This window comes from Nocardia australiensis, assembly GCF_020733705.1.
GTDB classification, from domain to species: Bacteria; Actinomycetota; Actinomycetes; order Mycobacteriales; family Mycobacteriaceae; genus Nocardia; species Nocardia australiensis.
Map to the genome: position 1 here is coordinate 124,282 of NZ_JAJFZM010000004.1, position 12,736 is coordinate 137,017.

General features: G+C 66.0%; 10 protein-coding genes. 2 read left to right on the forward strand and 8 right to left on the reverse strand.

The window, feature by feature from the left end; genetic code table 11:
- Positions 1 to 354: 354 nt before the first annotated feature.
- Together LKE06_RS21420 and LKE06_RS21425 are read right to left on the reverse strand one after the other, a co-directional pair.
- Positions 355 to 1,035: a biliverdin-producing heme oxygenase gene (locus tag LKE06_RS21420; RefSeq protein ID WP_228001137.1), complete on the reverse strand. Its 681-nt coding sequence runs from the start codon at positions 1,033 to 1,035 to the stop codon at positions 355 to 357.
- A 70-nt stretch (positions 1,036 to 1,105) separates the two neighbouring features.
- Positions 1,106 to 2,563: a threonine/serine exporter family protein gene (locus LKE06_RS21425; RefSeq protein ID WP_372477410.1), complete on the reverse strand. Its 1,458-nt coding sequence runs from the start codon at positions 2,561 to 2,563 to the stop codon at positions 1,106 to 1,108.
- A 209-nt stretch (positions 2,564 to 2,772) separates the two neighbouring features.
- Here LKE06_RS21425 and LKE06_RS21430 point away from each other — a divergent pair, with 209 nt between their 5' ends.
- Positions 2,773 to 3,627 carry an LLM class F420-dependent oxidoreductase gene (locus tag LKE06_RS21430; RefSeq protein WP_228001138.1) on the forward strand — a complete coding sequence of 285 codons (855 nt, stop codon included), beginning with the start codon at positions 2,773 to 2,775 and terminating at the stop codon, positions 3,625 to 3,627.
- A gap of 100 nt (positions 3,628 to 3,727) precedes the next feature.
- On the opposite strand, the gene LKE06_RS21435 is transcribed toward LKE06_RS21430, so the two are convergent.
- From LKE06_RS21435 to LKE06_RS21450, 4 genes are all read right to left on the reverse strand, one after another.
- Complete coding sequence (locus LKE06_RS21435) at positions 3,728 to 5,650, reverse strand: vWA domain-containing protein (RefSeq protein ID WP_228001139.1); 1,923 nt, start codon at positions 5,648 to 5,650, stop codon at positions 3,728 to 3,730.
- 204 nt (positions 5,651 to 5,854) lie between these two features.
- The gene (locus LKE06_RS21440) at positions 5,855 to 7,489 is read right to left on the reverse strand and encodes an ABC transporter permease (RefSeq protein ID WP_228001140.1); all 1,635 of its coding nucleotides are present in this window, start codon (positions 7,487 to 7,489) and stop codon (positions 5,855 to 5,857) included.
- Positions 7,486 to 8,421: an ABC transporter ATP-binding protein gene (locus tag LKE06_RS21445; RefSeq protein WP_228001141.1), complete on the reverse strand. Its 936-nt coding sequence runs from the start codon at positions 8,419 to 8,421 to the stop codon at positions 7,486 to 7,488. The genes LKE06_RS21440 and LKE06_RS21445 overlap by 4 nt, the downstream gene beginning before the upstream one ends.
- Positions 8,421 to 9,074 (reverse strand): TetR/AcrR family transcriptional regulator, encoded by a 654-nt coding sequence (locus LKE06_RS21450; protein WP_228001142.1) that lies wholly within the window; start codon positions 9,072 to 9,074, stop codon positions 8,421 to 8,423. Before LKE06_RS21450 ends, LKE06_RS21445 begins: the two co-directional genes overlap by 1 nt.
- A gap of 98 nt (positions 9,075 to 9,172) precedes the next feature.
- Here LKE06_RS21450 and LKE06_RS21455 point away from each other — a divergent pair, with 98 nt between their 5' ends.
- The gene (locus LKE06_RS21455) at positions 9,173 to 11,107 is read left to right on the forward strand and encodes an acyl-CoA dehydrogenase family protein (protein WP_228001143.1); all 1,935 of its coding nucleotides are present in this window, start codon (positions 9,173 to 9,175) and stop codon (positions 11,105 to 11,107) included.
- Between the two features lie 16 nt (positions 11,108 to 11,123).
- Here LKE06_RS21455 and LKE06_RS21460 read toward each other — a convergent pair whose 3' ends face one another.
- Positions 11,124 to 11,765: a phosphatase PAP2 family protein gene (locus tag LKE06_RS21460; protein ID WP_228001144.1), complete on the reverse strand. Its 642-nt coding sequence runs from the start codon at positions 11,763 to 11,765 to the stop codon at positions 11,124 to 11,126.
- 70 nt (positions 11,766 to 11,835) lie between these two features.
- On the reverse strand, positions 11,836 to 12,732 hold the full coding sequence (locus LKE06_RS21465; protein ID WP_228001145.1) for a nuclease-related domain-containing protein: 897 nt from the start codon (positions 12,730 to 12,732) through the stop codon (positions 11,836 to 11,838).
- Positions 12,733 to 12,736 lie beyond the last annotated feature (4 nt).

The window sequence follows — 12,736 nt, forward strand, 5'->3', positions numbered from 1 at the left end:
ATCGTCACCGTCGGTGCAGGTCAAAGGGTATGTGTTACATAGATTTTCGGTTACCTGAAGTTCGAAGTGGTGCTTGTCCAGAGCTGTGAGGCTGTCGCAGCCGCGGAGTCCGTTCGGTTGCTGATCCATTGCGCGCACCGACCGTCGGCCCAGATCGTGGTCATCTTCGCGTTGTCGGTGGTCGGCATGCTGGAACGTGTCATCGTGGGGGGAGCAAGGGGGATGCCTCGCGGTACCGATGGATGACCTGATCGACTACTGCACGAACTTCGCGGGGCCGCACTGCGAGCCAGGTACTCCGGCCAGATCACCCAGCGCGCAGGGGATTAGCCGACGAACTCGTCGGATGCCGAATCAGGACGGACGCCGAGCCGGGAACTCGGCGGCCAGTTCCTGGAATACCGCGGTGTTCATAGCGAAGGCCCGCTGGCCCTCGTCGAGCACCCGGCGCCGCTCGAGATCGTCGAGCGGCAGTTGATCCAGCAGTGCGCGGTATTCGCGTTTGAAAGCGGCGGGATTGCCTACCGCGTCGAAGACGTAGAAGCGCACTCCGTCGCCGCGATGCGGCAGATCCCAGAGCTTTTCGGCGGTACCCCGGATGACCTGACCGCCGGACAGATCGCCGAGATACCGGGTGTAGTGATGCGCGATGTAGCCCGCGGGCCAGTCGCGGGCGCACTCATCGATGCGGGCGGCGTAGGCGGTGGTCGCGGGCAGCGCCTCCAGGCTCGCACGCCAATCCGCGCCGATCAAATGGGTCAGATCGCGCTCCAGTTCGGCGCTCCTCGCCAGTTCGGTGCGAATGAACGGACCGGCGATCGGATCGTCGGCCAGGCTTTCCCAGCGCCCTTCGAGGGCCTGGTAGATGAACCAGAGCTGGCCGGTATAGCGATGGTAGGAATCCACGCCGAGCTCGCCACCGAGCATGTCGCTCATGAACCGGGAGTTCTCGGCCTCGGTGTGTTGCTGCTGGGTGGCGGTACGGATCGCGGTCGAGAACGGTGTTGCGTCCGCCGAGGGAACTGTGTCCGACATATCCGAAACCACCTCGCTATCTGGTGCTGAGCTGTTGATTGCCCTAACTAACCGGAACGACGATACCGGTTCACGGTCGTGGTCGCACCCGTGTTCCGCGCAATGCGGCGCGGAATCCGCGATCGGCGCGGCGACGGCGCACGATCGGCCGGCGCAATGAGCCGAAGCGGCTCAGGATCCGCGGCCTGCGCGCCGTGCGGTCGACCCACTCGCCGAGCGTCACCCCCGCGGCCAATGCGCAACCAACGCCGATGGCCGCCAACAGTTGGTTGGCTCCTATCAATAGTTCGTCATAGAGGACCGCGTACAACCCGCGATACACCTTGAGGCCGGGCAGCAGCGGCGTGATGCCCGCGACCGCGACGACCAGTGGGGGAGTCAACGCCCGCCGCGCCATCAGACCACCGGCCAGGCCGACCAGGGTTGCGGCGACACCGGAGGACACCACCGGTCCGAAACCCGTTTGCTGCACCACGAGAAAGCAGATGGTGCCCGCCGCACCACTGCACGCGGCGGCGGCCAGCGCCCGGCGCTCGGCGTAGCAGGCCAATGCGAACGCCAGTGCGGCCACCGCGCCCGCGAGCAATTTGATCGGCAGATCGGTAATGGTGCGACTATCCAGATAGACCGGCGGGATCGTGGCACCGACGACATAGCCGATACGCAGTGCCACGGCGATACCCGCGATGATGGCGCCGGTCATCATCACCACCTCGAGCATGCGTGCCGCCGCTGTGATCGGTGCGCCGGTGATGGCGTCCTGTACCGAACCGACCAGCTGTAATCCACTGAGCAGCACGGTGATTCCGGCGGCGATGATCAGCGTCGGGTCGACGTCGATATTCAGCGGCCCGGCGAGGGTGGCCAGCCCGACGGCGGGGGTGGCGGCGATGACACCGCCGACCATGTGCTGGAAGAAGAAGGGCAGGCCGATGCGATTGAGCACGCGATTGACCCGGTCGATCGCCAGTGTGGTGGCGAAACTTATCGTGGCGACCAGGACACCGGCGCCGAGTAGGGCCGCGATCGCCGCGGCCATGAGCGACCAGCCGAACGTTGCGACCCAGCGGTTGTAGGGGTGCGGCGCCGAGGTGATGACATCCAGCGCGGCCCGCGCGTCGTCGGGTGCGACGACCTCGTTGCGGATGCGGCGAGTCAGTCGGTCCACCGCGGCGAGCCGAGTGAAATCCAGTGCGCGGTAGCGCACGATGCGCATGGTGCTGGCTGGTGGTAGCTGCGGGCCTCGGTCGGCCCAGATCGTGATCGCGTCATAGGTGACGTCGACGCTGCAGCGCGACAGCCCGTAGGTGGCGGCAATGAACCGCACCTGGGTGGTCGTATCGCCGACGCTGGTGCCCGACGCGAGCACGACCTCGCCGACCCGCACGGCCAAATCGAGCACCTCGGCGACGGCGGCGTCGTCGGTGAGATCGATCGGCTGCAGCGGTGTCGGCGCCGCGACGATGGTGTCGGCGGTGGCCTGCCGGTCGGCGACGAGCCTGCCGATGGCATTGGTAGCCATGGGTATTCGCAACGCGCGGCGCAATCGCCGCCTGCCGCGCCGTTCTTCGTCCAGCGGCGGGTTCGTATCGTCTCCCCTCGCGAGTGCGTCTATAACCATGCCCGCGAACCTAGTCATCTTCACGCGTCGGCGTCACCCGAGCTGTTCGGAGGTGGGCGTGTCGATCGGCCCCATGTGATAGAACTTGTTCTAGTTCGGCGATGGGAGAGGGTACGGTGCGGTACGGAATTGTGTTGTTTACCAGCGACCGGGGCATAACGCCCGCCGATGCGGCCGCGGCCGCCGAGCAGGCCGGCTTCGACTCGTTCTATGTGCCGGAACACACCCATATTCCGGTGGTCCGGGCCGCCGCGCATCCGCGTACCGGAGACGCGAGCCTGCCTGACGACCGATACCTGCGCACCCTCGATCCCTGGGTCGCGCTCGGTACAGCCGCCGCGGTGACCAGCCGGATCACCCTGTCCACCGCGGTGGCGCTGCCTGCCGAACATCACCCGATCACCCTCGCCAAGACCCTCGCGTCGCTGGATCACCTCTCCGGCGGCCGGGTGAGCCTCGGTGTCGGATTCGGTTGGAATACCGACGAACTCGCCCACCACGGCGTGCCCGCGAACAAGCGCCGCACGGTTTTGCGCGAGCATCTCGATGCCATGCGGGCCATCTGGTCGGAAGAAGAAGCCAGCTTCGAGGGGCAGTTCGTGAACTTCGGTCCGAGCTGGTCGTGGCCGAAACCGGTACAGAAGAACATTCCGGTGATTCTCGGCGCGGCGGGTACCGAGCAGTCCTTCACCTGGCTGGCGAAGAATGCCGACGGCTGGCTCACCACGCCGACCGAGGACGGTCTGGGCACGAAGATCGAACTGCTGCACCGTGTTTGGCGCGAGCACAATCGAGCGGGCAACCCGGAGATCATCGCGCTCGCCGGTCGGTATGACGCGCCCCAGTTGGCGCAATGGGCCGAATATGGCGTTACCGAGGCGGTTTTCGGCCTCCCGGACCGCGACGCCGACGATGTCCGGGGGTATCTCACGCGACTGGCGGGCAAGCTCGGTATCGACTCGTCTCGCTGAGGTCCTCGATCCACCGCACCCCGCATCGCCTCGGGTGCGAGGCACTACCTGGACCGCCGCACGCCGCACAGAATCGTTGACTCTGTGCGGCGTGCGGTATTCAGCCGCGCCTTCTGCGCGCGAGCAGCCAGCCGGTGAGCACACTGAGCACGGCGATGACGGCAGCACCGGCGATCGCCGCGACGATCAGCGTCGACGACGAGTCGCTGTCGCTCGACGCACTGGCCGAACTCTGGGGAGTGTGCCCGTCACCGGATTTGCCGCCACCCGTTGGGGTGGTGGCGTTCTCGGCGAAAATCCCGTTGTCGGCGGTGGTCGAATACGTCGGACCGCTCTCGGTTTTTCCGCCGACAGTCAGATCCAGCTTGATCTGCACCGGTAGGTCCTCGCCCGCAGCGGAGGTGGAACCGAGCTTGACCGCGATGTAGTACCAACCCGCGAGGGATTGCTTGCGGTTTTCGATGGTGTCGGATGTGCGGTTGCTGTAGCGGATCGGCACGGTGGCGAGCGCGTCCTTGTTCGAGGGCAACACATCGTCGGTGCCGACGTACGCCCCGAAATCCGAGTCGATCTCCTCGCGGGCAGGTGTGTAGAGGGTGGTGCGGATATTGGAGATGTTCTCCACCCCACGGCCACCGTTCGCGCCGTAATGCACGCGATATGCCAGCCCCTGTCCCCAGTTCAGCTTGACCCGGTAGAAGACGAACTCACCCGGCCGGACCGTGTCGGTGTAGCGACCGCTGCCATCGAGAGTAGACGCGACATTGAAGGATCCGCCGCCGGATACAGCGGTGCCCGTGCCGGTGGGTTCGGCGAAGGTCAGCGGTCGCGCGACAGCGGCGGGGCCGGGATTGGTGACGCCGGGCTCTATGCCGACGAGCAATTCGATCGGGAGCCGCTCCGGTACGCCATCGGAGACACTGGCCCATTTCGGTGCGAAGTAGTAGCGGCCGCCGCCCTTGCATTTGTCGGCGCTAGTGTTTTTGCCATCGCGTTGCTCGGTCGCGCCGTCGAAGGTCTCGGCAACGGTGAGCGCGGCGCCACCACTGGATGAGGTCACCTGCTCGAATTCGAATTTGTTGCAGTCGTGCCCGTCCGCGCCGTAGATCCGCACTTCGAGAACGTTGTTGTCGCGGGCGGGATTGACGTTGGGCAGGCGGGGAAACGAGATGGTGCCGCTGAAGTACGCCGTGGCGCCGTCGGGGACGTCGACCGCGTAGTAGCGGGTCTCCTTCTGGCCGATGGTGTCGAGGTATTGACCAGGTGTCGCCACCGGGGCGGTTTCGTAGGTGGGTGTGCCCGAGATGGGTGTCCCCGCCGCCTTGTAGTTGCGTAACGCGGCGGCGGTGACCCGTGGCAGGGTGCGCTCCAGGGCGGGTCCGTCCGCCGCGTCGGTATAGGTGCCGCCGGTGGCCTGTGCCATGCAGGTGAGCTGGGCGCGGGCCTTGGCGTCCACCGCGAAGCCGATGGCGTGCATCACCATGTCGACGCCCTGTTGCTTCAATTCCCTTGCCACTTCGCACGGATCGGGCGGTGCGCAGGTGTCGTCGCCGTCGGAGACCAGCACGATCGACCGTGGCCCGGAATTCGGGAGGGCGGCGGCCGCCTGGCGCAATGCGGTGCCCATGGGCGTCCAGCCACTGGCCTCGATGCCGTCGACCGCGGTGCCGAGGGCGGACCTGTCCAGGGTTTCGGGCTTGTGCAGTACCTGGACGTCACGGCAGCCGACGGCCTTGTCCGCTTCGCTGTTGCCGGTACCGGTGCCGTACACGGTCAGCCCTACCTTGGATTCGGCGGGCGCCGCGTCGACGAAGGTATGAACGGCGTTCTTGGCCGCTTCCATCATCGTGCCCGCCGGATCGGGACGCTGCATGGAGCCGGAGGCATCCAGGATGAGCATGGTCGGTGCGTACTGCGGGGCCTGCTCGGAGCTCTCCTGCGCCTGTGCGGGTAGGGCGGCGACCGAAAGGCTGGTTAGGCCGACCGCTACCACCGCGGTCAGCCGTCTGGAAAATCTCGACATGGTCCTCGTCTGCTTGTCTCGCGCTGTTGTGTTGTCTCGCGCTGTTGTGCGAATCGGACACTACCTACAAATGCGATGCGGTGTCTTTGCTGAGTGTTCCCAACAGCAGCTCGGCAGGTGCGAGCACAAGCCGCCGCGTTCACTCAACCGGCATGCCACGGCCCCGCCGGGAGTCGGCAACTCCGGGCGGGGCCGTGTTTCGAGTCAGCGCAGATCGCGTCGGCGGAACGCGACGACACCGACCGCGAGCAGCACCGCGGCGATGGCGAGTAACCAAAGCACCGGGGCGGCCTCGAATGGTGAACCGGGCAGCTTCGGCGGATGCGTGAACGGAACGAGGTCGCGGACCCACTGCGGCAACCCGTCGAGCGAGCCGACGATGAAGATCAAGATCATGACGCTCAGCACACCCCAGGCAACCGGTGTATAGCGCGGCACGATCCCATAGATCGCCACCGTGATCCCGGTCAGCACCCATACGGCGGGCAATTGGACCGCCGCGGCGCCGAGCGAGCCGCCGAGCTTGCCCGCCATATCGCCGTCCACCGCGCCGTAGACGGTCCCGATCGCCAAGCCGGCCACGACCAGGATGACCGCCGGTCCCAGCAGCGCGAAACCGATGTGGCTCAGTGCGTATCGTTCCCGGCTCACCGATCCGGCCAGGGTGGCCTCGGCGCGCTGGCTGGATTCCTCCTCGTGCAGCCGTAGCACGGCGGAGATGGAATACGCCGTCGACGCGATCGCGAGGATGGACACCGCGAAGGTGACGAAGGAGTCCTGCAGCACATCGGTGCCGCCCATCCTGGCCATTATGTCGAGGATCTGCTGGCTGTCCTCGAGCATTTTGCTCACGCTGGTGATGGCACTGCCCATCAGCAATCCGTAGAGCAGGAATCCGATCGACCAGGCCAGCAGTGTGCCGCGCTGTAGTCGCCAGGCCAGGCCCGCCGGGCCGGACAGTGTGGGTGCCGCGACTGGTGGTCCGGGGCGTTCGGTCAGCAGCCCCGAACCGGTATCGCGGTGGCGCAGTAGCGAATACGCCGCGACGATGCTCAGCACCGCGACTGCGATCAACGGCGCGAGCACCCACCAGCGCTCGCCCGCGTAGGGCCGCATATTGATGCACCAACCCAGCGGTGAAAACCACGACACCACACCGTTTCCGGCGTCGCCGACCGCCCGCAACGCGAACGCGGTGCCGAGCGCGGCGAACGCCACACCCCGCGCGACCCGCGCGCCTACACTCACCTGCGCGGCCACTGCGGCAACGCCGGCCCATAGCAGTCCGGAGGATCCGAGGGTGGCGCCGTAGGCCAGCGAACCGGCGGCGGGGAGGTCACTGCCGTACAGCGTGAGGGCACTGATGATTCCGGAGATTACGCAGCCCGCGCCGGTCATTACCAAGGCGGCGGTGAGGCCGGCGAAGCGGCCGATGCTGGTGGCGCCAACCAACTCCGCGCGACCGGTCTCCTCCTCGACCCGGGTGTGCCGGATGACGGTGAGGATGGTCGCGATCGCGATGATCGCGTAAAACGGTCCGGCCTTCCACAATCCGATGGAACCCAGTTCGGTACTGAACACTGGCCCGTACATGGCGATCAGCGCCGGGCTGTTCATGATGGACGTCGCGTAGGTGTCGAGTTGGGCCTGGGTGTCGTAGACGCTCTTGGTGCTCGCGACATAAAAGGCAGGCAGCAGTCCGAAGGCGAGTACCCACAGCGGCAGGACAATTCGATCGCGCCGTAGATACAGCCGCAGCAGCTGGGCGGTGCCTGCGAAGTCGGCGGAGCCGCGCGCGGCCGGAGCGGCGTAGTGCCTGCCGACGGTGGCGGTGGTCATGCCCGCACCTTCTCTCCGGACTGCGTGGTGGCGGACTGCGCGCTGTCATCACCGACGTGGTAGTGCCGCAAGAAGAGTTCTTCCAACGTCGGTGGTGCGCTGGTCAGGCTGCGTACACCGGTGTCCCCGAGTACTCGGATCAGCTCGCCGAGATGCTCGCCCTCTACTTGGCAGCGCAGTGTCGAGCCGTCGAGCTCGATGTCCTCGACGCCAGGGATGCGGCTGAGATCGCCTGGGTCACCGAGCAATTCGGCCGTAATGGAGGTGCGCGACAGGTGTCGCATGTCCGACAGTGAGCCGCTCTCCACGGTGCGCCCCGCCCGGATGATCGTCACCCGATCACATAGCGCCTCCACCTCGGAGAGGATGTGGCTCGACAGCAGCACGGTGGCGCCGCGATCCTTCGCCTCCTGCACGCATTCGCGGAAAACCCGCTCCATCAAGGGATCCAGGCCCGAGGTCGGCTCGTCGAGCAGCAGCAGCCGGACATCGGAGGCCAACGCGGAGATGAGCGCGACCTTCTGTCGGTTGCCCTTCGAATAGGTGCGTGCCTTCTTGCGGGGATCGAGGTCGAAGCGCTCGATGAGTTCGGTGCGCCGTCGCTCGTTGATTCCGCCGCGCATACGGGCGAGCAGGTCAACGGTCTCGCCGCCGGACAGTGACGGCCACAGCGTGACATCGCCTGGGACATAGGCCAGTTCGTGATGCAGGGCGACGGCATCGGTCCACGGGTCCCGGCCGAATAGTTCGACCTTGCCCGAGCTGGCCCGCAGAATCCCGAGCAGGGTCCGGATCGTGGTCGACTTGCCTGCCCCGTTGGGGCCGAGGAAGCCGTGGATCTCACCCTCGGTGACAGTCAGATTCAGCCCGTCGAGGGCGGCGACGTGTCCGAAGTTCTTGCGGAGATCATGAACTTCGATGATGTCGGACATCATTTCTCCTTGTTGAGCGTGTCCAAAATCGTTGGGTCGGTGATCAATCCCTGGGTGTAGAACTCCAGGGCTGGAGGGGTGAGCTCGTCGGTGAGGTCGCGGACGAGCTTGCGGAAATCGAGCTTTTCGCCACCCCGCTGGTGCATCTGCACATAGAGCAGGGTGGCGCCGAGGTTGAGCATCATCAGGTATCTGGCGCGCGCGACCGGATCGCGACTCGGCTTGATGGCGCCCGCGTCGACACCGGCCTGGATGTAGACCACGGCGTCGGTGACCATATGTTCGAAGAGGGACTCCGCTAGTGGCCCGCCTGCTTGCAGACTGCGCACCATGTAAGCGACCAGAGGGCCGAATTCCTCGATTTCGGCCAGAGTGGCGAGCATGCCTTTCGCTATCGACGGTTCGGTGATCGCGCTGGCCTCCTTGTCTCTGGTCAGCTCGAGTACCCGCTCGTCGCAGGCCGCACGCAGGCCGTCTTTGGAGCCGAAGTGGTGATTCACCAATCCCGGTGAGACGCCTGCCGCGGCGGCGATGGCGCGGACTCCGACCTGGAATCCCTGCTCTCCGAACAGCTCGATCGCGGCGTCGCGAATACGAGCCGCGGTGGTCAGGTCCTTGGCGGATCCTTGCGATAGGGGGTCTCGGTTAAACACATGTGCAGTATATTAAACGCTCGTTCAATCTGCTACAAGAGTTTCGCGACAGATGTCGTGTCACGGGTCCGGCCGAGCGATCCGGCTATCGTCGGGTTATGACTACCGGCACCTCGACGACGGCAGATCACCTTCGCGTAGCACTCGACGGCCCCTGGGGGGACGTCCGGGAAAGCGCTCGTAAGCAACTCGCGGGCGAAGAATTCGCCGGCGACCCCTCTCTGAACTACAAGGACGCTCGGGCCCGGGTGCTCGACCAGATGCGTGTCATCGCGACGATGGGATACGCCGAACGCGGCTTTCGTCTCGAGCATGGCGGCACCGGTGAACCCGGCGCGGCCGTGGTCGGCTTGGAGATGCTGGCCTACGTGGACCTGTCGCTATGGGTGAAGTCCGGCGTGCAGTGGGGGCTGTTCGGCGGTGCGGTCGAGAATCTCGGTACCGGCCGGCACACGGACGTGATCAAGCGACTGATTTCCCTCGACGTGCTCGGCTGCTTCGCGATGACCGAATCCGGGCACGGCAGCGACGTAGCCAACCTGGAAACCACCGCCACCTATGACCCGATCACCCAGGAATTCGTCGTGCACAGCCCGACACCGTCGGCGCGCAAGGACTACATCGGCGGCGCGGCCGAACATGCCAGGGTCGCAGCCGTTTTCGCGCAACTGATCACCGAGGGCAAGAGCCAGGGCGTGCACTGCCTACTGGTCCCGATCCGCGACGAACAGGGGGTGGACCTGCCCGGTGTGACCACCTTCGACGACGGGCTCAAGGGCGGCCTGCTCGGTGTCGACAACGGTCGCGTCATCTTCGATCACGTCCGTATTCCCCGCGAGAACCTACTGAACCGCTACGCCGATGTAGCATCGGACGGTACCTACAGCTCCGAAATCGAAAACCCGAGCCGCCGCTTCTTCACCACTCTCGGCACCCTGGTGCGTGGACGGGTCAGCGTGGGCGGTGCGGCGGCCGCCGGTGCGCGGGTCGCGCTGAGCATCGCCACCCGGTACGCGCTGAAGCGCCGTCAGTTCTCCGACCCCGATGATGGCAGCGAAACGCTGCTTCTCGACTACCGCAGCCACCAGCGGCGGTTGCTGCCGCTGATCGCGCGGTCCTACGCGCTGGCCTTCGCGCAGAACGATCTGGTGCGCCGAATGCATCTGGTGCAGACCGGCCAGGATCTGGATCCGGGCGCGCAGCGGGCGCTGGAGAAGCGGGCGGCGGGCCTGAAGGTCGCACAGACCAGGCACGCCACCCGTGCGATTCAGGAATGCCGTGAGGCATGTGGTGGCGCGGGCTATCTCACCGAGAACAGAATCGTCACGCTCAAGGCCGACACGGATGTATTCACTACCTTCGAGGGTGACAATGTGGTCCTCACCCAGCTGGTGGCGAAGGAACTGCTCACGTCGTACTCCGATGAGATCCGCGACCTCGACGCCCTGGGTTGGGTGCGATTCGCGGCGACCATGGCCGGTGATGTGGTGCGCAAGCGATCCGGTGTGCGGCAACTGATTCAGACGCTGCGCGACCGTGGCGACGACACCGTCGACGAGGGCGACCTGTCTCGGCGCGAGGTGCAGCTGCAATTGTTCGCCGACCGCGAGGACTACCTGGTGCGCACCGCCGGGCACCGATTGCGCGCCCGCGCCGAGGACACCGGGCCGTTCGAGGCGTTCAACAACGCGCAGGATCACATTCTCACCGCGGGCACCGCACACATCGATCGGCTCGTGCTCGAGGAATTCATCGAAGGCATCGCGGGAATCGAGGATCCGGACGCCCGTGTGCTCGCCGAAACCGTGTGCGACCTGTTCGTCTACTCCTCGCTGGAGGAGAACCTGTCGTGGTTCATCATGCACCGCTTCATGTCGGTCGAACGTGCCAAGGCGGTGCGGCGCGGCGTGAACGAACTCGTCGACCGGCTGCGCCCGGAGGCCCTGACGTTGGTGGAGGGCATGGGCGTGCCCGAGAGCATGTTGCGCGCGGCATTGCTCGATGACGCGAGCGTCTACGACCGCACGGTCTGAGCCGATCCGGGCGGGCTCAGCCGCGTGCCGCCGCTGAGCCGGCCCGAATTCGGTTCGTCAACCATTCGGCCGCCAGGCGCAACACGATGACCATCGCGATCGCGGCGGCGGCGCCGCCGAGAATATCGGTAGGCAGGTGGTAGCCGAGACCGATCATGCCGACGGCGGCGCCGATCAGCGCGGCCACGCCGATCACGAGTACCGCGGCGCGGGCCCGTACCGAGTCGGTCAGCAGCGCGAAAGTGGTCGCTATCGCGACCAGGTGCACAGTGTGGCCGCTGGGATAGGCGAGATAGTCGTGCAACGGCCGCTCCCAGAGCGGTTTGAGCAGCCAGGTATTGATCGCGACGGCGAGCTCGGGAACAACGAGCATCGTTGCCGCGCGCCACCATTCGCGGCGGTAGGCGAACCAGCCCGCACCGATGAGCAGCAGCGGGAGCAGGATGTAGCCATTGCTCGGGATCACCAGCGCCTCGTAAACACCAGGGCGACTGTCGAGCGCGGTGTGGATCGGCGTGGCGATATCGCGGTCAGCGTCGGTCTGGCCGCCGTCGCCGGGAAAGCTGAACGGCAGCGCGACGGTGAGGCCGCCGCATACCGCCGCCGCGCCCGCCAAGGGTGCGTTGCGGGAAGCGATTGCCTGCTGTGCGGTGATCACAGCTCGACGATAGTCACCTGATCAACCCACATCGTGCGGTGTCCTCCGGCGGGTAGCTTCCGCGAGCGGCTCAGCCGGGCCCGTAGGTCAGGATCGCGCTGATGACGAACCAGAGCACCCACGCGAAGCCGACGATCATGCCGATTGCCAGGGTGATCCGCATGAACGCCCGGCCCAGATCCATATCGCCGGATTCCCGCGGGTACAGCTTCCACGGGCTGTACCAGGGTGCCTCGATCACCATTGCCGGTGACTGCGCCGCGCGTTCGGCGTTCGCGAGTTCGTCCGCGTACGCCTCGGCTTGCGCCTGCTGCGGACCGCCGTGCCACAGTGTGATGTCGATCGGCCCGATGAAGCCCTCGTTCAGAAGTTCCTGTGGCGCAGGAAGATACGGCAGAATCCCGAGGCTGCGGAAGGCCCCGGCGATGTCATTCGCCGTCCACAGGTGCTTCTCCTGCTCGGCGAGGGTCTCGAAATAGTGGCGCAGCCGCCCCTGGTCGCTACCAAGGATCACATCGAAACTCGGATCGCTCCATGCCTGCTTGATCGTCAGTTCCGCGCCGCGCAGCGGGACGACCAGCGCCACACCCTGCACCGCGCGCTGCCCGAGCCCACGCGCCGCCAGCCAGGTCTGCAACGCGAAGGTATGTTCGCGGGACTTCTCCAGTGGCGTCCGTCGATCCCGGCTCTCCATGGCCGCGGGCTCGTCGGAAATCGTCCACGGACCGTTGAGCGGTATATCGAGCACGCCGTCCTGGCGGGCCACCAGCGATTCGGCCTCGATGACCACGCAACCATTCGGGGTCCACACCACCGCGTCGAACTGGTGCAGCCGGTCCTTGTGGAACAGGCTGCAGTTGATGGTGGCGACGCCATGCGGGCTGGCCGGATCCTTCCAAGTGCGCAGCCAGTCGATCAACGCGCGCTCGGCGTTGGTCCCCGCCGGATTCTGCACTCGCACGAGCATTTAC